The following is a 20369-nucleotide window of genomic DNA, read 5'->3' as shown; positions in this document are numbered from 1 at the left end:
TATCAATTCACTGCGCCATCAGGCGTAAGCGGTAACCCGGGTTTCGACCTCGGGCGACTGCTGCTCCAGGAAGAACTTGCGCAGCAGGTTCTGGGCAGTGAGCAGGCGGTATTCCTTGCTGGCGCGGAAATCCGACAGCGGGGTGAAGTCCTCACCCAGCGCGTCGCAGGCACGTTCGATCACGCCCGGATACCAGGCCGAGCCGACCAGAGCCGCTTCACAGGCGCTGGCGCGTTTGGGGATGGCGGCCATGCCGCCGAAGGCAATGCGCGCTTCGCTGACCACGCCGTCGACGATCGTCAGGTTGAAGGCGGCGCAGACGGCGGAAATGTCGTCGTCCAGGCGCTTGGACACCTTGTAGGCGCGGAACGCCTGGTTGGCCTGGGCGCGCGGGACGATGATCTTCTCGATGAATTCGGCTTCCTGGCGCGCGGTCACCTTGTAGTCGAGGAAGTAGTCCTGCAGCGGCAGGATGCGCCGGGTGTTGCCCTGGCGCAGGGCGATCTGCGCGCCGAGGGCGATCAGCAGCGGCGGGGCGTCGCCGATGGGCGAAGCGTTGCCGATATTGCCGCCCAGGGTGCCCTGGTTGCGGATCTGCAGCGAGGCGAAGCGGTGCAGCAGCTCGCCGAAGTCCGGGTACTCGCGCGACAGCGCTTCGTAGCAGTCGGACAGGGCCGCGGCCGCGCCGATCTCGATGGCGCTGTCGGTCACTTCGATGCGCTTCATGTCTTCGATATGGCCGACGTAGATCATCACCGGCAGCTCGCGGTGGAACTGGGTGACTTCCAGGGCCAGGTCGGTGCCGCCGGCGAGCAGGCGTGCCTCCGGGTTGGCGGTGTAGAGGTCGGCCAGGTCGGCGACGGTCAGCGGCACCAGGCAGCGCTTGTCGCCGCTGTTGAGCTCGGCCGTCTCGCGCGGGGCGATGGCCTGGAGCCGGGCCACGGTGTTGCTTTCGAAGGCATCGAACTGATCCGGCTGCTTCTGGCAGCAGGCCTGCTCGGCGGCGTCGATGATCGGGCGGTAGCCGGTGCAGCGGCACAGGTTGCCGGCCAGGGCCTCCAACGTAGCGCCCTTGTCATAGCCGCTGGAATTTTTTTGCAGGGCGAACAGCGACATGATGAAACCGGGGGTGCAGAAGCCACACTGCGAGCCATGGCAGTCGACCATCGCCTGCTGCACGCTGTGCAGCTTGCCCTGATGCTTGAGGTCTTCGACGGTGATCAGTTGCTTGCCGTGCAGGCTGGAGACGAAGGTCAGGCAGGAGTTGAGGGTGCGATAACGAACGCGGTCGCCCTCGAGCTCGCCCACCACCACGGTGCAGGCACCGCAGTCGCCGGAGGCGCAGCCTTCCTTGGTTCCGGTCTTGCCGACGTGTTCACGCAGGTAGTTGAGCACGGTGACGTTGGGGTCCAGGGCATGCTCGGTGCGCAGCTCCCGGTTGAGTAAAAACTGGATCAAGGACGACCTCCAGGCACTTTATTGTTATGACTCGGTTGGCTGGCCAGGTGATGCACGCACTGCAAGGCCCTGGCGCGGGCTGCCATGGGGCCAATCTAGAGTTTTCTGACTTTTGGGTCAACAAATATTTGACCCTTTGGTCAGCCGATTGTCATGCAATTCGGTTATGAGCCGGGCGCGGGTCGAGAGGCCTGTTTTCAGGCTAGCGGTTTTTGTGCCAGCGGTGTGCCTGGATCGCCAGGAGGGGCGCCCGTCGGTCTGCCAGAGCGCCCGCGTGCGGGGTCAGCGGCGCAGGGTCAGCGCCTGGTTGACCTTGAGCCAGCCCTGCACGGCCTCTTCGCCGACTTCGGCGAACACCCGCTGCAGCAGGCGCGCCTGTTCGCGGCGCAGGGCCTGCTCCAGTTTGGCGCCTTCGGCGGTGAAGCCGAGCAGGCGCTTGCGCTTGTCGTCCGCCGCCGCCTCGCTGTGCACCAGGTGCATCTCCATCAACTGGCGCAGCGGCGTGTTCAGCGCCTGCTTGCTCACCCCGAGATAGCCCAGCAGCTCCTTCATGCTCAGCCCAGGGTACTTGGCGATGAAGAACAGAATGCGGTGGTGCACGCGCGACAGGCCGCGCTTGGCCAGCATCTCGTCGGGCTTGGCGGTGAAGGCCTGGTAGCCGAAGAAGAAGGCTTCCATGGCGGCCTGCTGGACGGCTGGGTTTTTTAGGTCAGGCATATTGACGTATCCCCGAGCGGCGGCGTAGTTTCGGTCAAGCAGTTTGACTTAAATTTCCAGCCTTTTGCACCCCAGGACACCCCATGGCCTTCTCCGAACGCATCGCCCGCCTGAAAAGCTCCCTGATCCGTGAAATCCTCGCCGCGGCGCAGCGTCCGGAGGTGATGTCATTCGCCGGCGGGCTGCCCGCCGAGCCCATGCTGCCCAAGGTGGACTGGGCCGAGATGCCGGCGAGCATGGGCCAGTACGGCATGAGCGAGGGCGAGCCGGCCCTGCGCGAAGCCATCGCCGCCGAGGCGCGAGCCCTGGGTGTGCCCTGCGAGGCCAGCCAGGTGCTGATCGTCAGCGGCTCGCAGCAGACCCTGGATCTGGCCTCCAAGCTGTTCATCGATCCGGGCACCGAGGTGCTGCTCGAAGCGCCGACCTACCTCGCGGCGCTGCAGGCCTTCCAGTTGTTCGGCGCCGATTGCATCAGTGTGCCGCAGGAGGCCGACGGCCCCGAGCTGGCGGCGCTGCGCCAGCGTCTGGAGCGCCACAAGCCGGCTTTCGCCTACCTGATCCCGACTTTCCAGAACCCGTCCGGCACCCGCTACAGCGAAGCCAAGCGCGAAGCGGTAGCGGCGCTGCTCGACGAGTTCGGTGTGACCTTGATCGAGGACGAGCCGTACCGCGAGCTGGTGTTCGATGAAGGCCAAGCCACGCCCATCGTCAGCCGCCTGCAGAAGGCCAGCTGGATCTACACCGGCACCGTATCCAAGACCCTGCTGCCGGGCCTGCGCGTCGGCTACCTGATCGCCACCAAGGATCTGTACCCGCACCTGCTGCGCCTGAAGCAGTCGGCCGACCTGCACACCAACCGCATCGGCCAGTGGCAGGCGCTGCAGTGGCTGGGCAGCGAGCAGTACCGTGGCCACCTGGCCGAGCTGCGCGATTTCTACCGCATCCGCCGCGACGCCATGCAGGCCGCGCTGCTGGAGCACTTCGGCGAGCTGGCCGAGTGGCAGATTCCGCAGGGTGGCCTGTTCTTCTGGTTGACCCTCAAGCAGCCGCTGGATACCCGCACGCTGCTCGACGCGGCGCTGGCGCAGAACGTCGCCTTTATGCCGGGTGAGCCGTTCTTTATCGATCCGGACGCCAACCCAGGCCATCTGCGACTGAATTTCAGCCACGTGGCGCCGGAGCGCCTGGGCGAAGGGTTGCGCCGGTTGGCAGCGGTGATTCAAGAGGCACAGGCGAAGTAGAGGCTTGTAGCGTAGGAGCCAGCTTGCTGGCGATGCTCTGGTTGAGGCGGATCGCCGGCAAGCCGGCTCCTACCAGGAAATGAAGGAAATACGGGGAGGGCAACGCGATGTTCAAGGTCTACGGCGACTACCGCTCGGGCAACTGCTACAAGGTCAAGCTGATGCTGCATCTGTTGGGCAAGGAGTACCAGTGGATTCCCATCGATATCCTCAAGGGCGAGACACAGAGCGAAGCCTTCTTGGCCAAGAACCCCAACGGCAAGATCCCGGTGCTGGAGCTGGACGACGGCACCTGCCTGTGGGAATCCAACGCCATCCTCAACTACCTCGCCGAGGGCAGCGAGTTCCTGCCCAGCGAGCCGCGCCTGCGCACCCAGGTGCTGCAGTGGCAGTTCTTCGAACAGTACAGCCACGAGCCCTACGTTGCGGTGGCGCGTTTCATCCAGCTCTACCAGGGCCTGCCCGAGGAGCGCCGCGAGGAGCACGCGCGCTGCCTGAAGCTCGGCTACAAGGCCCTGAAAGTGATGGAGAAACAGCTCGAACGTACGCCCTATCTGGTCGGTGAGCATTACTCCATCGCCGATATCGCCCTGTATGCCTACACCCATGTGGCCGACGAGGGCGGCTTCAGCCTCGAAGCCTTCCCGGCGGTTCGCGCCTGGCTCGAACGCGTCGCCAGTCATCCGCGTCACGTGACCATGCTGGGCTGATCAACCCTCGGTGGCAGCCTGCGCCTTCGCGGCGCAGCGCTGCCGCCACATCAAGGGGCTCAGCCCGGTCTCGCGGCGAAAAGTGCGACTGAAATGCGACTGGTCGCAGAAACCGTGGGCCTGGGCGATCTGCGTCAATGGCTGGTCGGTGGCCAGCATCATCTCTCTGGCTGCTTCGATGCGCTTGCGTGCCACGTAGGCCAGTGGCGTGATGCCGAAGGTCTGTTTGAACACATGGGAAAAATGGCTGCTGCTCAGTTTGAGCTGAGCGGCCAGGTCGCAGGTGCGAATGGCAGCGGCCAGGTTGTCGCTGATGTACTGATCCAGGCGTCGCGTCTGCCAGCGTGTCAGACCGTTTGTGCAATGACGAATGCCACACTGCGAGCAGGCGTTGACCTGGCGTAGCAGCGTCATGGCCTGCTCGACATGCAAGTAGGCGCTCTGCGTGTCTTCTAGCAGCAGCGTTTCGGCCTCGGCGAGCAGGGCGGCGATACGTGCGAGTGCCTGCGGGTCGCGTCCGGCCTGGAGCGGGCAGGGCGCAAATGGCTGAAATTCCCCGAGCGAGCCCATCTGCAAGCCTCCTTGTCTGAAGAGCAGAGCATGCGCGGCGTCAGCGGCGGTGCACAGCTCACAAGGAGGGGGCGGCTGACAACACTAAAGTGGTGGGCCGACCTCGAGAATGCCGCGTTGCACGGCGATGGCCACAGCATGGGTGCGGTTGTTGGCACTCAGCTTGTCCATGATCAGGCGCATATGGCCCTTGACCGTGTCCTCGGTGATGCGCAGCTGCAGGGCGATATCGCGATTCGAATAGCCGAGGGCAGCGGCCTGCAGCACTTCCACCTCGCGCGGGCTGAGGCTTTGTTGGCCGATATGCTCGGCTAGTTCGGCGGCGATTTCCGGCGGAATATGGCGTTTGCCGGCGGCCAGGCTGCGGATGGTTTCGATCAGCTCCTTGCGCAGGCCGCTTTTCAGCAGATAGGCCTGGGCACCGGCCTGGATGGCGTGCAGGGCGCGCACATCGCCACGGTAGGTGGTGAGGATGGCGATGCGTGCATCCGGGTATTCGCTACGGATGGCCTGGATGCTCTCGATGCCGTTCATGTGCGGCATCTGCAGATCCATCAGGGTGACGTCCGGGCGCAGGCGGCGAAAGCACTCCAGCGCCTCGCGGCCATCGCCGGCCTCGCCGACCAGGTCGATGTCTTCCTGCGTGGCGATCACGGCGGCGATGCCCTCGCGCAGTAGGGGGTGGTCGTCGGCGACCAGCACGCGGATAGGTTCTTTGCGGGTCATCGGTGGGGACTCCTTGCGAATCTCGCCCAGTCCAGCCAGCGGCGCGGGCGAGCTTGCCGCTCGCGGTAGGCCAGCGGGCCGACCAGGGCCAACTGCACCCGAGTGCCCCGGCCGGGGGCGCTGTGAATACTGAGCATGCCGCCGATCTTGGTGGCGCGTTCGTACATGCCTTTCAGGCCCCAGTGATCGACGGGCGCGGCACCTTGCAGATAGTCGGCGAGAATACCGCAGCCGTCATCGATGACTTGCAGCTCGAACTGCTGCGGGTTGTAGTCCAGCTGTACGCGTATCGTGCTGGCTTGGGCATGACGGAAGGCGTTGGCGACGGCTTCGCGGGCCAGTTGGTACAGCTCGTCGTACACCACCGGGTGCAGCGCGCAAGGCGTGCCGTTGATCTCGATCTGGTAGGCAACGTCCGGGCCATCCAGCAAGCGCCCCAGGTCGTGCAGCGCCTGAGCCAGATCGGCGGGCGGGTGCTGCACGCTGCGCAGATCGCGTACCCGCTCGCGACCCTCGCCGATCACCTGGTCGGCGCGGTCCAACGCCTTTTCCAGCAGGCTGCGGGCGGGCTGCTCGGCAGGTAGGCTGTCTGCCGCGGCCTGCACATGCAGCATCAGCCCCTGCACCCCCTGCAGCAGGGTGTCATGCAGCTCGCGGGCGATGCGTTCGCGCTCCTCGTGGCGTTCTTCCAGGCGGGTGCGCAGGCGCTCCGCCGCGCGCCGCGTGTTGCTGCGGTAGAGCAGATGCAGCGTGCCGAGCAAGCCGGCGCCCAGCGCCAGCACGAATAGCGGGTGGCGGTAGAACACCGGGGCGATGCTGAAACTCAGCTCGGCATCCTCTGTGCTGGGCACGCCATGCTGATTCAGCGCCCGCACGCGCAGGCGGTAATCGCCGGCCGGCAGGCCGGTGTAAGTTGCCTCGCGTTGGCGACCGGCAGCTTGCCAGTCGTGATCGAAGCCATCGAGGCGATAAAGAAAGTGCACCCCCTCCGGGGCGGACAGGCTGAGTGCCCCGTAGCCGACGGTCAGGCGCCGGCTGTTCGCCGGCAGCGCCTGGTGCGCGGTGAGCGAGCGCGTTGCGCCGTCGACCACCAGCGATTCGATGCGCACGCGCGGCGGAGCAGCGTGTTGTGGAGTACGCAGCGGATCCAGGCCGACCACGCCGCTGCGGGTGACGAACCACAACTGGCCCTGGCTGCTGCGCACTGCGGTGGGCAGGGCCAGCACCTGGTGCGGGTCGTTGTTCAGACCGCCCCGCAGGTCGTAAGTGCGGTAGCGAATAGGGTGTTCGGGGTTCGCCAGAGCCCGTTCGACTTCGCTGGCGGGCAGCTGGAAGATGCCGCCCTTGCCCTGCAGCCAGAGATCCTCGCCCGCTTCGACCTGCACCGGGACGATGGCGTAGAGGTTGTCGAACAGGCCGTTGTCCGGCAGCGGCAGGCGCTGAAAGCGCTGCCCGTCGAAGTGCGCCAGGCCACGCTGGCCGCCGACCCAGGCATGACCGGGCTGATGGGCCATGGCGGTCACATGGCCGACATCCAGGCCTTCGGCCGCGCCCCAATGGCGTTCGCCGCCGTCGTCGTGGCTGACGATCAGATTGTCGCGATAGCCGAACCAGCGGCCGCCATCGGGCGCCAGGGCGGCGCTGACCGGCATCTGCTGGGTCGCCTCGGCGCTCGGCGGCGACAGCTTCTGCCAGCGCCCGTCGCGCAGGACGAACAGGCCCTGGCGATTGACCGACAGCCACAGGTCGCCCTGGCGATCCACCAGCATGGCGCGCACCGCGGAGTCCAGGCTGTGCTCCACCGGCAGCTCGGCGACCTTCTGCAGGCTCTTGCCGACACTGCGCCAGACGCCCTGTGGACCGGCCAGCCAGGCGTTGCCCTGGCTGTCGCGGGCGGTGGCGCTGATCGGCGTCTGCAGCGGCAGATGATGCAGGCCGTCACGATCCAGGCGCATCACCGGCAGGTTGCTGCTGCCGGCCCAGAGCGCGCCGGTCTGATCTGCCACCAGGGCCAGATTCTGCGCATTGGCGGGCAAGCCCGCCGGTTGCAGCGGTCGGTCGCGCAGGCGATCCAGACCATCGTGCGTGCCAATCCAGAGGCTGCCTTCGTTGTCCTGATGCAGCGGCGCAACGAGGTCGGAGCTGAGCCCGTCGCGAGCAGCGAAGCGTTCGATGGCGTTGAAACCGCCCAGCGCGTGGCGATCCGGCTGCGCCACATGCAGCAGGCCGTTGCCGGCGGTGCTCAGCCACAGCGTGCCACGTTGGTCGAACAGCAGGGCGTTGACCGGCTCGCCGACCCCGATGCGACTGGCCTGCCCGGTCGAGCTATCCAGCCGCAGTACCGACTCGCCATCGCGTTCGGCCAGCCACAGCGCGCCATCGGGCGCCTGGACGATCTGCCGGGGACGCCTGACTGCGATGCCGCTGTCGCGCAGCGTCCGGGCGCCGGGCTCCAGCGTATAGAGGCGCCGCTCGTCGGCCACCCATAGCCGGCCGTTGCTATCGACCAGCAGGGCGTAGGCGTTCGCGCCGACGAAGCCGGCCTGGCTGGAAAGCTGCTGCCAGCTTTGCCCGTCGAAGCGCAGCAGACCGTCGTTGGCCGCGGCCCAGAGCTGGCCGTCGGCGGTCTGCGCCAGGGCGTAGACCGTGCCGCGGCCCAGGTCGAAGGCGGCCGCGACCTCGCCCTCGGCGTCGATCAGGCGCACGCCGCCGTTGCGCAGGCCCACCCACAGGCCCTGGTCGCTGGCCAGCAGGCTGGAGACTATGCCCAGTTCCTGATGATCGGCGGCGCGGTAGCGGGTGAAACTCAGGCCGTCGAAGCGATACAGCGAATCATGGGTGCCGAGCCACAGATAGCCGTCGCGGGTCTGCGCCAGGGCGCCGATCTGGCTGGGGCTGTCGTCGTTGAGCGTCCAGCGCCGATGTTCGAAGCGTTGCTGCAGTTCGCCAGCGTCGGCGCGAACGGCGGCGCAGAGCAGCAGGCACAGCAAGGCCAGTGCCGCGAACAGATGAGGAAGGTGCGAGGCGGTTGGCGAGTCAGAAGCGTCCAAGCTGGTTTTGTGCCCATTCGATGCAGTAGTCGGCAATTGTTTCCCAACCCGGTTCGGCAATCAGCCAGTGGCTGTAGCCGCTGAAATGCTTGAAAGTGGTGACCGCCGTCGAGCCCCGGTGGCGACGATAGGCTGCCGCGACCGCGGCGGGGCGGACGCTACGGTCCGCGCCCGCAGCAATCAGCAACAGCGGTGGGCGGTCGGGATTGCCGAAGTCGATACGGCTACCGATGCCCAGCGCGTTGTCGAAGAATACCCGGCCCGGTGCCGGCACGATATGCCGCGCGTAGGCGGCGGCCTGCCGCTCTGACGTCAGGGTCTGCGCCATAGTGCGGGCGAAATGTTGCGGGCTCAGGTGCAGCACGCCGCGCCAGAGCGCCTGGCGCAGCAACCAGGGCCCGCTGCCGCGCAGCCCTTCCAGCCCGCCGTGGGCCGGTGGCGCGATGGCGATGCCGGCGCAGCCCAGCCCGCGGTCGAGCAGCAGCTGCACCAGCAGGCCGCCAAGGTCGTGGCCGATCAGCAGCGGCGGCTGTGCGAGGTCGCCGATCTGCCCTTCGTAGTGAGCGAGAATGGCGGCGATGCCCAGGCTGGCCGTTGCCCGCGGCGGCTGGCTGCGCTGACCCGCCGGGTCGGCAGCGAGCAGCGGCCAGGCCGGCGCGCTGCAGCTGTAGCCGCAGGCCTCGAAGCGACGACGAAATTGGCCCCAGATCAGCGGGGTGAGCCAGGTGCCGTGGATAAACAGGGCCTGCCGGCTCATGTTGACTGCGCTGTGCCGTTATGGCCGGCCGGCGGCATGCTGCGCTTGCGCAGGTTCCGCCGCCTGCTTGCCCGGCGTCAGGAAGTGGTCGATGCGTATCGCAACCCCGGCGCTCTGGAACTGCCTGGCCGCCGCCTCGATGCGTTGCTCGGCGCGGGTGACCCGGCCGTGGTGGCGCAGGTGTTCGAGCCAGGACTCGTCGAAGAAGAACTCCTGCCAGTGGCGCGGGTTCTCGCTGCTCTGCACCAGGCCCCAGGAGAACGCGCCGTTGCGCCGACGCATGCGCGCCACCTCGCTCATCGCCTGGCGAAAGGCGGCGGCCTGCTCCGGGGCGATGTCGTAGTGCAGGGTGACCATCACCGGGCCGCGCTCGAGGTCGGCTTCGTCGGCGAGGATCGGCGCCGGCCAGTGCAGCGACGGGGCGAGATCCTCGGCCTCGGTAACCGGCAGCGGGAAACGCGGCGTGAGCAGCCCACCCAGCGCCAGGCAACCGGCCGCGGCGAACATGGCGAGCGGAATCGACGCCTGGCTGGCGACGAAGCCCCACAGCGCGCCGCCGGCGGCCATGCTGCCGAAGAACACCAGGATATAGACCGACAGCGCCCGCGCCCGTACCCAGTCCGGCACCGAGGTCTGCGCCGCGACCTGCAGGCTCGATAGCACGGCGATCCAGGCCGCGCCGCTGAGCAGCATCACCGGCAGCAGGGCGGCGAAGTGGCGCAGGCTGGCCAGGGCCAGCAGCACCAGGGCGTAGAGCAGGCTGGCCAGCAGCACCAGGCGGTCGCTGCTGATGCGCTCGCGCACGCGCGGCAGCAAGGTGGCGCCAAGTACTGCACCGACGCCGACGCTGCCGAGCATCAGGCCGAAGTCGCTGGCGCTGCCCTGCAGCTCGCCGCGCACGATCAATGGCAGCAGCGACATACCGGCGCTGGCGCCGACGAAGAAGGCCGCCGCGCGTACCAGCACCGCTTGCAGCGGTTTCGAGGCGCGGCTGTAGCGCCAGCCGGCGCGCATGGCACCCAGCAGGCGTTCGGCCGGGAAGCTGGCGACCTGGCGCTCGCGCTTCCAGGTCAGCAGCACCGCCATCACCGCGAAGAACGACAGGGCGTTGAGGGCGAAGGTCGCCCAGGGGCCGCTCAAGCTGACCAGCACCCCGGCGATGGCCGGCCCGAGCGCACGGGCGACATTGATGCCGAGGCTGGACAGGGCGATGGCCGAGGGCAGGTCGCGCTTGCTTACCAGCTCCGGCGTCAGCGCCGACCAGGCCGGCATCATCAGCGCGGTGCCGACGCCCATGGCCAGGGTCATGCCCAGCAGCAGCCAGACCGTGGTCAGCCCGAGCAGGGTCAGCACCGCCAGCAGCGTCGCCACCGCCGCCATCCACAACTGCACGCCGAGCAGGTAGCGGCGCTTGTCGACGATATCGGCCATGGCGCCGGCCGGCAGCGCCAGGAGGAACATCGGCGCGGAGCCTGCGACCTGTACCAGCGCCACGTGCATGGGGTTGGCCGACAGGCTGGTCATCAGCCAGCCGGCACCCACCTCGTGCATCCAGGTGCCGATGTTCGAGGCGATGCTGGCCAGCCACAGCCAGCGAAAGGTGCTGTGCTTGAGTGCGCCCCAGGGCGAAGGTTTATCGCTGGCCATGTCAGAAGGCAAAGCAGGAGCAGCCGAAGGCGCCCCAGAAGCCCTGATGGTCGCTCACCGGCACATTGCTGCGGCGCGCGCGGTCGTGCTGGTGCTGATGCACCGCGCAGGCGCCGATGCACTGGTGGATGCTGGCGGCCATGGGCGCCGCTGCCGGCTTCCAGTGCCCTGGCACCATGGCCACCGGTGACCAGTCCGGCAGTACCGGCAGCGTGGGCGGGGCGAGTTTGTCGAACTCGCCGGTGCCATGCACCACCTTGCCGCCGACGATGGTCAGCACCGATTCCAGCCACTTGATCTGCTCTTCCTCGACGCTGAAGAAGTCCGCGCTCAGCGCCACCAGGTCGGCCAGTTGGCCCACCTTGATCTGGCCCTTCTTGCCCTGTTCGCTGGAGAACCAGGCGCTGCCATGGGTGAACAGCTGCAGCGCGGTGTCACGCGGCAGCCCCTGCGGGTTGAGCGTGGTGCCGCCGACCGTCTTGCCGCTGACCAGCCAGTACAGCGCCGTCCAGGGGTTGTAGCTGGCCACGCGGGTGGCGTCGGTGCCGCCGCCGACTGGCACGCCTTTGGCCAGCATGCGCTGAATCGGCGGGGTAGCTTCTGCGGCTTTGGCGCCGTAGCGGTCGATGAAGTACTCGCCCTGGAAGGCCATGCGGTGCTGGATGGCGATACCGCCACCGAGCGCGCGTACGCGTTCGATGTTGCGCGGGCTGATGGTCTCGGCGTGGTCGAACAGCCAGGGCAGGCCGTTGAATGGCATGTCGCGGTCGACCTTCTCGAACACGTCGAGCATGCGCGAGATGGATTCGTCGTAGGTGGCGTGCAGGCGGAACGGCCAGCGCTGTTCGACCAGATGACGCACCACCGGCTCCAGATCGGCTTCCATGCTCGGCGCCAGGTCTGGGCGCGGTTCGACAAAGTCTTCGAAGTCGGCGGCGGAGAACACCAGCATCTCGCCGGCTCCGTTATGGCGGAGGAAATCATCGCCCTGGTGCAGCTTGACGCTGCTGGTCCAGTTCTTGAAGTCGGTCAGCTCTTCCTTGGGCTTCTGGGTAAACAGGTTGTAGGCGATGCGCACGCTGAGCTGATCCTTGTCGGCCAGCTCCTGGATCACCTGGTAGTCGTCCGGGTAGTTCTGGTAACCGCCACCGGCGTCGATGGCGCTGGTCACGCCCAGGCGGTTGAGCTCGCGCATGAACTGGCGGGTGGAGTTGACCTGATACTCCAGCGGCAGCTTCGGGCCCTTGGCCAGGGTGGCGTAGAGGATCAGCGCATTGGGCCGGGCGATCAGCATGCCGGTGGGCTGGCCGCTGGCATCGCGCTGGATCTCGCCGCCGGGCGGGTTCGGCGTGTTCTTGTCGTAGCCCACGGCGCGCAGCGCGGCGCGGTTGAGCAGGGCGCGGTCGTAGAGGTGGAGGACGAACACCGGGGTGTCCGGTGCCGCTCGGTTCAGCTCATCCAGGGTCGGCAGGCGTTTCTCGGCGAACTGGAATTCGGTCCAGCCGCCGACCACGCGCACCCACTGCGGCGTCGGCGTGCGGCCGGCCTGCTCCTTGAGCATGCGCAGGGCGTCGGCCAGCGACGGCACGCCCTCCCAGCGCAGCTCCAGGTTGTAGTTGAGGCCGCCGCGGATCAGGTGCAGGTGCGAGTCGTTGAGGCCGGGAATCACCGTGCGTTTCTGCAGGTCGATGACGCGGGTGGCATCGCCGCGCAGGGCCATGGCTTCGGCATCGCTGCCGACGGCGACGAAGCGCCCGTCCTTGATGGCCACGGCGCTGGCCTGGGGTTTTTCGCGGTCGACCGTGTGCAGGCGGCCGTTGTAGAGAATGAGGTCGGCACTCATGTTGCCTCCTTGTGAACTGGCGGATGAGTCGCCGGACAAGGCGGCGAAGGGCAGGGTGGACCACAGCGCCCCGGCGGCGCCGAGCACGCTGCTGGTGGCGAGAAAATGGCGACGTTTCGGGTCGGAGGGATCCTGGCTCATGGTCGATCCTCGTCTGCGGTTGGGCTCAGCCAGGCGGCGAACAGCCGCGTGGCCATGGGCATGAACAGGTACACCACGAGCAGGACGATGCTCAGGGTGATCACGACGTTGCTCGGCAGGTAGCCGCCGAGCCAGGGAGCGAGCTGAAACAGGGGTTGCCAGAGCAGCGGCACCAGCAGGCTCAGCGGCAGGATCACCAGGAAGGTGACGCAGGCCTGTTTCCAGCGGGGCGGCGGCGTCTGCGCGCTTTCCGGCATGAACCAGAATTCCTTGCCCTGGGCGATCTCCAGCTGGTCGCCGGCGCGCAGCAGCGGCTCGATCTCGGCGATCAACTGGCGCCTTTGTTCGGAGTCGGTCCAGTTCTGCAACTGCTGCAGGCCGGCGAAACGCAGCACGCAGGTGAATTGCGCCAGGCTGGCCTGACGGCTGCGCACCACGTCCACGCCGAGGTGGCCTGGGCATTGGCTGGCGGTGGCGATGATGCGCCGTAGCCAGGCCTCGTAACGCGGCACATGGTCGGGGCGCACCTGGTGGCGCACCACCAGGGTGACGGTTTCCTGTTGCGTCTCGCTCATGCTGGAGACTCTGCGCGTGGCCTGGGTCTTGCCGAGCCGGTGACGTGCGGCGGGGCGCGGCGCCGGCTCGGCCGTCATCGGCTCAGATGGGGGCTGCCACCGGGGCCAGGGTCGGGCCGTGCTGCACACGCTCCGGCGCCTTGTGCACCATGGTGTAGGCGTAGTCCACGCCCATGCCGTAGGCACCGGAGTGTTCCTTGACCAGGGCCATGACGGCGTCGTAGGTGTCGCGGTTCTTCCAGTCGCGCTGCCATTCCAGCAGTACCTGCTGCCAGGTCACCGGCACCACGCCGGCCTGGATCATGCGCTGCATGGAGTAGTCGTGGGCGGCCTGCGAGGTGCCACCGGAAGCGTCGGCGACCATGTAGATCTCGTAGCCGGCGTCATGCATGGCGGAGAGGGCGAAGGTGGTGTTACACACCTCGGTCCACAGGCCGGAAACGATGACCTTGTTGCGGCCGTTCTTCTTCAGCGCGTCGCGGACTTTCTGGTCGTCCCAGGAGTTCATCGAGGTGCGCTCGAGCAGCGGCGCGTCGGGGAATACGGCGAGCAGTTCGGGGTAGGTGTGACCGGAGAAGCTTTCGGTCTCGACCGTGGTGATGATGGTCGGCACGTTGAAGATCTTGGCCGCCTTGGCCAGGCCCACGGTGTTGTTCTTCAGGGTTTGCCGGTCAATGCTCTGCACGCCGAAGGCCATTTGCGGCTGCTGGTCGATGAAGATCAGCTGGCAGTTGTGCGGGGTCAGGACTTCGGTTTTTGGATTGCTCATAGCGGTTACCTGTTGGGGGGCGGTGGACGATGCACGCATCCCGTCGGTCGTTACCGTCGGGTAGACGCAAGGACTATTGCAGAGCGGTCGTCGCCTGGATTGGATGGAACTGCGGTTTTGGCACAGGGCTGTGCCGAGCTTTGTCGACCGGCACGACGCAGGGGGGCTGCTAGAGTGAGTGCAGGGATTGCCTGGGGGATGTGCATGACAGGGGAAAGTCGCAAGCTGGGCCTGGGATCGCTGACCGCGCTGGTGGTGGGCTCGATGGTCGGTGGCGGGATCTTCTCGCTGCCGCAGAATATCGCCGCACGGGCCGATGTCGGCGCCGTGCTGATCGGCTGGGGCATCACCGCGGTGGGCATGCTGGCGCTGGCCTTCGTCTTTCAGAACCTGGCCAACCGCAAGCCGCAGCTCGATGGCGGGGTGTACGTCTACGCCAAGGCGGGCCTCGGCGATTACATGGGGTTTTCCTCGGCCTGGGGCTACTGGATCAGCGCCTGGCTGGGCAATGTCGGCTACTTCGTCCTGCTGTTCTCCACCCTGGGTTACTTCTTCCCGGTCTTCGGCCAGGGCAATACGCCGCTGGCCATCGCCTGTTCCTCGGTGCTGCTGTGGTGCGTGCATGCCCTGGTGCTGCGCGGCATCAAGGAGGCGGCGCTGATCAACCTGATCACCACCGTGGCCAAGCTGGTGCCGATCCTGCTGTTCATCGTCATCGTCGGCCTGGCCTTCGACCGCGACATCTTCACCCGTGACATCTGGGGCCGCAGCAATCCGCAGTTCGGCGGCGTGCTGGAGCAGGTGCGCAACATGATGCTGGTCACCGTGTTCGTGTTCATCGGCATCGAAGGGGCGAGCGTGTACTCGTCGCGCGCCGAGCGCCGCCGCGATGTGGGCAAGGCCACGGTGATCGGCTTTCTCGGCGTGCTGGCGCTGCTGATGCTGGTCAACCTGCTGTCGCTGGGGGTGATGAGCCAGCCCGAGCTGGCTGCGTTGCAGAACCCGTCCATGGCCGGGGTGCTGGAGCATGTGGTGGGGCGCTGGGGCGCGGTGCTGATCAGCATCGGCCTGGCGGTGTCGCTGCTCGGTGCGCTGCTGTCCTGGGCGCTGCTGTGCGCCGAAATCCTCTTCGTCTCCGCCAAGGACGGCACCATGCCGGCCTTCCTGCGCCGGGAAAACGCCAACCAGGTGCCGGTCAACGCGCTGTGGCTGACCAACGGCATGATCCAGCTGTTTCTGCTGATCACCCTGTTTTCCCAGGGCACCTACCTGTCGCTGATCTACCTGGCCTCGTCGATGATCCTGGTGCCCTACCTTTGGTCGGCGGTCTATGCGCTGCTGCTGGCGCTGCGCGGCGAAACCTACGAAGACCAGGCCAGGCTACGCCGCAAGGATCTGGCGATTGGCCTGCTGGCGGTGGGCTACGCGATCTGGCTGCTGTATGCCGGCGGGGTCAAGTACCTGCTGCTGTCGGCGCTGCTCTATGCGCCGGGGGTGCTGCTGTTTCTCAAGGCCAAGCGCGAGCAGGGGCAGATGCTGTTCACCCGCTTCGAATGGCCGATCTTCGCCGCCGTATTGCTGACCGCCGCGCTGGCCGGCTACGGCCTGTATGCCGGGCATCTGAGCTTGTAGTGCTGGACAAAGCGGCCAGCGCGCGGATAATCCGCCCCATCGCCCTCTGACTCTGGCCTCGCGACCCCCATGCGCAAATCCCTGCGTACCGCCCTGATCTGGATGCTGATGCTGGCCCTGCCGGCACAGGCCATGGCGGCGCTCGGCATGCAGTTGTGCGAGCAGGTGCATCGCAGCGGCGCCCTGCAGATGAGCGGCAGCGAGCATGGCGAGCACCACGACATGACGGCCGATAGCGCGCATGACGCGCATCAGGATGACGCGCCTGCTGCCAGCAGCGAGGCTCCCGGCGATGGAAGCCTCTGTACCCTGTGCGCCTTTTGCGTCGGTGTCGCCGCGCCCAGCCAGCCGTTTCTGAACAACTCTGCCCTGCAAGCCGTCGAGCCGGCTACAGCCTGGCCCGAGCGCCTCGTCGTCGGCGTGGCCGACACGCCCGAACGCCCCCCGCGTCTTTCTCTCGCCTGAGCCCCTTAGATAGCGCCGTCCTGCGGCGCCTGTAGCTCACGCGGCCGTCTGGCCGCCGTACGCGAGAACACATCATGACTTTGCATTCCCTTGCCGGATGGCTGCTGGGCATCGCCGCCCTGGCGCTGCCTGGCAGCCTGATGGCGGCCCAGCCCGACCCGCTGGACGCCAACGCCGCCGTGCCGGCGCAGGATTACCGTTCACCCTTGCAGCACTACCGCGCCCAGGCCGACGAGCCGTTGCAGGACTGGCGCGCGGCCAACGATCTGGTCGGCCGTATCGGCGGCTGGCGCACCTACAGCATGGAGGGCTGGGAGCAGCCGGCCGAGCAGGGTGCCGAGCCCGCCGAGGGAGGTGGCCATGACCACCATTAAATCCACCGTGCTGCTCTGCGCCGCGCTGCTGTTGGCCGGTTGCGCCGGCTTCAGCCAGGACGGCGGTTTCGACCCGGTGCAGCAAAACGCCGAGCGCCAGCTGGACAAGCAGCTGCTGTGGGCGCGCGACGAGGCCGGGCGCGGGCAGATCGAGGCGCGCGTCGCCGAGCTGCTGGCCGAACCCCTGAGCCTGGACGCCGCGGTGCAGCTGGCGCTGCTCAACAATCGCGGCCTGCAGGCGTCCTTCGACGAGCTGGGCATCGGCGAGGCCGAGCGCGTGCAGGCCGGGCGCCTGCCCAATCCCGGCTTCTCCTACGGCCGCCTGGAGAAGGGCAGCGAGGTCGAATACGAGCGCGGCCTGCACCTGAACCTGGCGCGCCTGATCGCCCTGCCGCTGACCTCGCGCCTGGAAGGCCGGCGCTTCGAGCAGCTGCAGCGGCAGACCAGCCTGGCGGTGTTCGAATTGGCCAGCGAGACGCGCAAGGCCTGGTACCAGGCGGTCGCCGCCGAGGAGAGCCTGGTCTACGCGCGGCAGGTGCTGGACGCCGCCGAAGCCGGCGCCGAGCTGGCCCGGCGCCTGGCCGCAGTGGGCAACTTCAGCAAGCTGCAGCAGGCCGAGCAGCAGAACTTCTACGCCGAGGCCGGCATCGGCCTGTTGCAGGCCGAACAGGCGCGGGTGCGCAGCCGCGAGCAGCTGACCCGACTGCTCGGCCTGTGGGGTGAGCAGCTCGACTACCGCCTGCCCGAACGCCTGCCGGCGCTGCCGAAAAACGCGGACGAGTTGCCGGACGTGGAGCGCCTGGCCATGAGCCAGCGCCAGGACATCCAGGCCGTGCGCCTGGATGCCGAGCGCCTGGCGCAGAACCTCGGTCTGACCCGCACCACGCGCTTCATCAACGTGCTGGAGCTGGGCGTGGTCAACAACCGCTCAAACGAGGAGCCGACCCAGCGCGGCTACGAGATCAGCGTCGAGCTGCCGCTGTTCGACTGGAGCGGTGCCAAGGTGGCGCGGGTCGAGGCGCAGTATCGCCAGGCGCTCAACCGCGCCGCCGAGACGGCGATCAACGCCCGCTCGCAGGTGCGCGAGGCCTACCACGCCTACCGCAACGCCTTCGAGCTGGCGCAGCACTACCGCGCCGAGGTGCTGCCGCTGCGCCAGCGCATCGCCGAGGAAAACCTGCTGCGCTACAACGGCATGTTCATCAGCACCTTCGACCTGCTCGCCGATGCGCGCCGTCAGGTGCAGGCGGTGGACGGCTACCTGCAGGCGCAACGCGACTTCTGGCTGGCTCGCGCCGACCTCGACATGGCCCTGTTGGGCGCGCCCAATCCCTCGCTCGGCGCGGCGCCTGCCGCTGCTGCCGAGCCGGCCGCCGCCGGCCACTGAACAAGGAAATTCCCAGATGGTTTCACGACGCGATTTCTTTCTCGGGGCCAGCGCCATCGGCGCTGCGGTGGCCACCTCGGCGGTCAGCCGGGTGGCCATGGCGGCCCTGCCCGAGCCGGTGCTGCAGGCCAGCGCCGACACCCAACCGCCGCTGCAGCCGGGCAGCGGGCGGCCCTACAACCCGGTGGTCACCCTCAACGGCTGGACCCTGCCGTGGCGCATGAACAACGGCGTCAAGGAGTTCCACCTGGTCGCCGAGCCGGTGGTACGCGAGCTGGCGCCCGGCTACAAGGCCCACCTGTGGGGCTATAACGGCCAGTCGCCGGGGCCGACCATCGAGGTGGTGGAGGGCGACCGGGTGCGCATCTTCGTCACCAACAAGCTGCCCGAGCACACCAGCATCCACTGGCACGGCCAGCGTCTGCCCAACGGCATGGACGGTGTGGCGGGCCTGACCCAGCCGGCGATCCCGGTGGGCAAGACCTTCGTCTACGAGTTCGTCGCCCGTCGCCCCGGCACCTTCATGTACCACCCGCACGCTGACGAGATGACGCAGATGGCCATGGGCATGATGGGCTTCTGGGTCACCCACCCCAAGGAGCATCATCCGCTGATCAGCGAGGTGGACCGCGACTACTGCTTCCTGCTCAGCGCCTACGACATCGAGCCGGGTGCCTACACGCCGAAGATCATGCAGATGCTCGACTTCAACCTGTGGACCTTCAACAGCCGGGTGTTTCCCGGCATCGACCCGCTGGTGGCGCGCCAGGGCGAGCGGGTGCGCCTGCGCGTCGGCAACCTGACCATGACCAACCACCCGATCCACCTGCACGGTCACGAGTTCGAGGTCACCGGCACCGACGGCGGGCCGACCCCGGTCGGCTCGCGCTGGCCGGAGGTGACCGCCGACGTGGCGGTGGGGCAGATGCGCCAGCTCGAGTTCATCGCCGACGAGGAGGGCGACTGGGCGCTGCACTGCCACAAGAGCCACCACACCATGAACGCCATGGGCCACGACGTGCCGACCCTGGTCGGCGTCGATCATCGCGACATGACCCGCAAGATCGCCAAACTGGTGCCGGACTACATGGTGATGGGCGAGCGCGGCATGGCCGACATGGCGGAGATGCAGATGCCGCTACCCGACAACACCGTGCCGATGATGACCGGCGACGGCCCGTTCGGCTCGGTGGAGATGGGCGGCATGTTCACCATGCTCAAGGTGCGCAAGGAGCAGGCCGCCGGCGACTACCGCGACCCGGGCTGGTTCAAGCATCCGGCCGGCACGGTGGCCCATGAGTGGAAGGGCGCACTGGCCAGCCCGAGCCGCTCGCACGACGGCGGTGGCCAGTCGATGCCGCTCAAGCAGCCGCTCGAAGCGCCGGTGGAAGTGCAGGTACGCAAGCCGGGCGGGCATGCCGGGCATTGACGGGGATCGGGTTGGCATGTGCCGCCCGGCCATAACGCAATTTGAGGAAATGCATCGATGAAATCACTACAGCTACTGGTACTGACCCTGGGCGGATTACTGGGCAGCCCGGCGGCGCTGGCCCACAGCGAGGCGCACAAGGGCCATCAGGCCGCCGCGACGATCAAGGAGCAGAAACCCTGGGGCATCGCCGGCGATGCGGCGCAGGTCGACCGCACCATCGAGATCCGCATGACCGACCAGATGCGCTTCACCCCGGACCATCTGCAGGTCAGGCAGGGCGAGACCATCCGTTTCGTCCACCGCAACGACGGGCAGATGCTCCATGAGTTCGTCATCGGCACCCGCGCCGAACTGGACGAGCACGCCGCGCTGATGGCCAGGTTTCCCGGCATGGAGCACGACGAGCCCTATATGGCCCACATCGCGCCGGGGCAGAGCGGCGAGATGATCTGGACCTTCAACCGCGTCGGCGAATTCGATTTCGCCTGCCTGATCGCCGGCCACTACCAGGCCGGCATGGTTGGCACCATTCGGGTGCTGGCCGACTGACCTAAGAGAGGAAATACGCATGAAGAAGCCACTGATGATCGCGGCCCTGGCCGCCCTGTTCAGCCTGCCGCTGCAGGCCGCCGACCCCGCGCCGCTGAGCCAGGGCGAGGTGCGCAAGGTGGACGCCGCCACGCAGAAAATCACCTTGCGCCACGGTCCCATCGCCAGCATCGGCATGCCGCCGATGACCATGGTCTTCGAGGTGCAGCCGGCCAGTCTGCTCGAGGGCGTCGAGGCCGGCGATCAGGTGCGCTTCCAGGCGCGCCAGGAAGGCAACCGCTATATCGTCACCGAGTTGCAGGTAGTCGAGTAGCCGGCGTTCTGCC

At 67.4% G+C, this 20369-nt stretch carries 19 protein-coding genes; 9 read left to right on the top strand and 10 right to left on the bottom strand.

Annotated elements, in window-relative coordinates; all coding sequences use genetic code 11:
* Positions 1 to 18 precede the first annotated feature (18 nt).
* Both xdhA and ACIGKL_RS17925 read right to left on the bottom strand, forming a co-directional pair.
* Positions 19 to 1458 carry a xanthine dehydrogenase small subunit gene (gene xdhA, locus ACIGKL_RS17930; RefSeq protein ID WP_397487817.1) on the bottom strand — a complete coding sequence of 480 codons (1440 nt, stop codon included), beginning with the start codon at positions 1456 to 1458 and terminating at the stop codon, positions 19 to 21.
* Positions 1459 to 1740: 282 nt separating this feature from the next.
* Positions 1741 to 2175 (bottom strand): MarR family winged helix-turn-helix transcriptional regulator, encoded by a 435-nt coding sequence (locus tag ACIGKL_RS17925; RefSeq protein WP_397487816.1) that lies wholly within the window; start codon positions 2173 to 2175, stop codon positions 1741 to 1743.
* 83 nt (positions 2176 to 2258) lie between these two features.
* Here ACIGKL_RS17925 and ACIGKL_RS17920 point away from each other — a divergent pair, with 83 nt between their 5' ends.
* Together ACIGKL_RS17920 and ACIGKL_RS17915 are read left to right on the top strand one after the other, a co-directional pair.
* Positions 2259 to 3416, top strand: coding sequence for a PLP-dependent aminotransferase family protein (locus ACIGKL_RS17920; protein WP_397487815.1), 1158 nt, complete (start codon positions 2259 to 2261; stop codon positions 3414 to 3416).
* Between the two features lie 107 nt (positions 3417 to 3523).
* Positions 3524 to 4126 (top strand): glutathione S-transferase family protein, encoded by a 603-nt coding sequence (locus ACIGKL_RS17915; RefSeq protein WP_397487814.1) that lies wholly within the window; start codon positions 3524 to 3526, stop codon positions 4124 to 4126.
* On the opposite strand, the gene ACIGKL_RS17910 is transcribed toward ACIGKL_RS17915, so the two are convergent.
* From ACIGKL_RS17910 to ACIGKL_RS17875, 8 genes are all read right to left on the bottom strand, one after another.
* Positions 4127 to 4696, bottom strand: a complete 570-nt coding sequence (locus tag ACIGKL_RS17910; RefSeq protein ID WP_397487884.1) for a helix-turn-helix domain-containing protein — start codon at positions 4694 to 4696, stop codon at positions 4127 to 4129.
* 84 nt (positions 4697 to 4780) lie between these two features.
* The gene (locus ACIGKL_RS17905; protein ID WP_397487813.1) at positions 4781 to 5422 is read right to left on the bottom strand and encodes a response regulator; all 642 of its coding nucleotides are present in this window, start codon (positions 5420 to 5422) and stop codon (positions 4781 to 4783) included.
* Positions 5419 to 8472 (bottom strand): two-component regulator propeller domain-containing protein, encoded by a 3054-nt coding sequence (locus tag ACIGKL_RS17900; protein ID WP_397487812.1) that lies wholly within the window; start codon positions 8470 to 8472, stop codon positions 5419 to 5421. Before ACIGKL_RS17900 ends, ACIGKL_RS17905 begins: the two co-directional genes overlap by 4 nt.
* Positions 8459 to 9229, bottom strand: coding sequence for an alpha/beta fold hydrolase (locus tag ACIGKL_RS17895; protein WP_397487811.1), 771 nt, complete (start codon positions 9227 to 9229; stop codon positions 8459 to 8461). Before ACIGKL_RS17895 ends, ACIGKL_RS17900 begins: the two co-directional genes overlap by 14 nt.
* A gap of 18 nt (positions 9230 to 9247) precedes the next feature.
* On the bottom strand, positions 9248 to 10876 hold the full coding sequence (locus ACIGKL_RS17890) for an MFS transporter (RefSeq protein WP_397487810.1): 1629 nt from the start codon (positions 10874 to 10876) through the stop codon (positions 9248 to 9250).
* Position 10877: 1 nt separating this feature from the next.
* On the bottom strand, positions 10878 to 12719 hold the full coding sequence (locus ACIGKL_RS17885) for an amidohydrolase (RefSeq protein ID WP_397487883.1): 1842 nt from the start codon (positions 12717 to 12719) through the stop codon (positions 10878 to 10880).
* 137 nt (positions 12720 to 12856) lie between these two features.
* Entirely contained in the window at positions 12857 to 13435 is a 579-nt protein-coding gene (locus ACIGKL_RS17880; protein WP_397487809.1) for an antibiotic biosynthesis monooxygenase, read from the bottom strand.
* An 82-nt stretch (positions 13436 to 13517) separates the two neighbouring features.
* Entirely contained in the window at positions 13518 to 14204 is a 687-nt protein-coding gene (locus ACIGKL_RS17875) for a hydrolase (protein WP_397487808.1), read from the bottom strand.
* 204 nt (positions 14205 to 14408) lie between these two features.
* Here ACIGKL_RS17875 and arcD point away from each other — a divergent pair, with 204 nt between their 5' ends.
* The 7 genes from arcD (at position 14409) to ACIGKL_RS17840 (ending at position 20356) form a co-directional block, all read left to right on the top strand.
* Positions 14409 to 15836, top strand: a complete 1428-nt coding sequence (arcD, locus tag ACIGKL_RS17870) for an arginine-ornithine antiporter (protein ID WP_397487807.1) — start codon at positions 14409 to 14411, stop codon at positions 15834 to 15836.
* A gap of 69 nt (positions 15837 to 15905) precedes the next feature.
* Complete coding sequence (locus tag ACIGKL_RS17865) at positions 15906 to 16301, top strand: hypothetical protein (protein ID WP_397487806.1); 396 nt, start codon at positions 15906 to 15908, stop codon at positions 16299 to 16301.
* Between the two features lie 74 nt (positions 16302 to 16375).
* Entirely contained in the window at positions 16376 to 16675 is a 300-nt protein-coding gene (locus tag ACIGKL_RS17860; protein WP_397487805.1) for a hypothetical protein, read from the top strand.
* The gene (locus ACIGKL_RS17855; protein WP_397487804.1) at positions 16662 to 18062 is read left to right on the top strand and encodes a TolC family protein; all 1401 of its coding nucleotides are present in this window, start codon (positions 16662 to 16664) and stop codon (positions 18060 to 18062) included. The genes ACIGKL_RS17860 and ACIGKL_RS17855 overlap by 14 nt, the downstream gene beginning before the upstream one ends.
* A 16-nt stretch (positions 18063 to 18078) precedes the next feature.
* Entirely contained in the window at positions 18079 to 19491 is a 1413-nt protein-coding gene (locus ACIGKL_RS17850) for a multicopper oxidase family protein (protein ID WP_397487803.1), read from the top strand.
* 57 nt (positions 19492 to 19548) lie between these two features.
* Complete coding sequence (locus ACIGKL_RS17845) at positions 19549 to 20043, top strand: plastocyanin/azurin family copper-binding protein (RefSeq protein WP_397487802.1); 495 nt, start codon at positions 19549 to 19551, stop codon at positions 20041 to 20043.
* Between the two features lie 19 nt (positions 20044 to 20062).
* The gene (locus ACIGKL_RS17840; RefSeq protein WP_397487801.1) at positions 20063 to 20356 is read left to right on the top strand and encodes a copper-binding protein; all 294 of its coding nucleotides are present in this window, start codon (positions 20063 to 20065) and stop codon (positions 20354 to 20356) included.
* Positions 20357 to 20369 lie beyond the last annotated feature (13 nt).

It is taken from the genome of Pseudomonas sp. NPDC077186 (genome assembly GCF_044543505.1).
Lineage (GTDB): Bacteria > Pseudomonadota > Gammaproteobacteria > Pseudomonadales > Pseudomonadaceae > Aquipseudomonas.
The sequence above is the reverse complement of the archived record's forward strand: the minus strand, read 5'-3'. Positions and strand labels throughout refer to the sequence as shown.

What these genes read in the sequence shown, in the direction of transcription:
- ACIGKL_RS17855 (WP_397487804.1), top strand. Translation starts at nt 16,662, where the DNA reads ATGACCACCATTAAATCCACCGTGCTGCTCTGCGCCGCGCTGCTGTTG.
- ACIGKL_RS17860 (WP_397487805.1), top strand. Translation starts at nt 16,376, where the DNA reads ATGACTTTGCATTCCCTTGCCGGATGGCTGCTGGGCATCGCCGCCCTG.
- ACIGKL_RS17880 (WP_397487809.1), bottom strand. Translation starts at nt 13,435, where the DNA reads ATGAGCGAGACGCAACAGGAAACCGTCACCCTGGTGGTGCGCCACCAG.
- ACIGKL_RS17910 (WP_397487884.1), bottom strand. Translation starts at nt 4,696, where the DNA reads ATGGGCTCGCTCGGGGAATTTCAGCCATTTGCGCCCTGCCCGCTCCAG.
- ACIGKL_RS17915 (WP_397487814.1), top strand. Translation starts at nt 3,524, where the DNA reads ATGTTCAAGGTCTACGGCGACTACCGCTCGGGCAACTGCTACAAGGTC.
- ACIGKL_RS17890 (WP_397487810.1), bottom strand. Translation starts at nt 10,876, where the DNA reads ATGGCCAGCGATAAACCTTCGCCCTGGGGCGCACTCAAGCACAGCACC.
- ACIGKL_RS17895 (WP_397487811.1), bottom strand. Translation starts at nt 9,229, where the DNA reads ATGAGCCGGCAGGCCCTGTTTATCCACGGCACCTGGCTCACCCCGCTG.
- ACIGKL_RS17875 (WP_397487808.1), bottom strand. Translation starts at nt 14,204, where the DNA reads ATGAGCAATCCAAAAACCGAAGTCCTGACCCCGCACAACTGCCAGCTG.
- ACIGKL_RS17925 (WP_397487816.1), bottom strand. Translation starts at nt 2,175, where the DNA reads ATGCCTGACCTAAAAAACCCAGCCGTCCAGCAGGCCGCCATGGAAGCC.
- ACIGKL_RS17905 (WP_397487813.1), bottom strand. Translation starts at nt 5,422, where the DNA reads ATGACCCGCAAAGAACCTATCCGCGTGCTGGTCGCCGACGACCACCCC.
- ACIGKL_RS17850 (WP_397487803.1), top strand. Translation starts at nt 18,079, where the DNA reads ATGGTTTCACGACGCGATTTCTTTCTCGGGGCCAGCGCCATCGGCGCT.
- ACIGKL_RS17845 (WP_397487802.1), top strand. Translation starts at nt 19,549, where the DNA reads ATGAAATCACTACAGCTACTGGTACTGACCCTGGGCGGATTACTGGGC.
- arcD (WP_397487807.1), top strand. Translation starts at nt 14,409, where the DNA reads ATGACAGGGGAAAGTCGCAAGCTGGGCCTGGGATCGCTGACCGCGCTG.
- ACIGKL_RS17840 (WP_397487801.1), top strand. Translation starts at nt 20,063, where the DNA reads ATGAAGAAGCCACTGATGATCGCGGCCCTGGCCGCCCTGTTCAGCCTG.
- ACIGKL_RS17920 (WP_397487815.1), top strand. Translation starts at nt 2,259, where the DNA reads ATGGCCTTCTCCGAACGCATCGCCCGCCTGAAAAGCTCCCTGATCCGT.
- ACIGKL_RS17865 (WP_397487806.1), top strand. Translation starts at nt 15,906, where the DNA reads ATGCGCAAATCCCTGCGTACCGCCCTGATCTGGATGCTGATGCTGGCC.
- ACIGKL_RS17885 (WP_397487883.1), bottom strand. Translation starts at nt 12,719, where the DNA reads ATGAGTGCCGACCTCATTCTCTACAACGGCCGCCTGCACACGGTCGAC.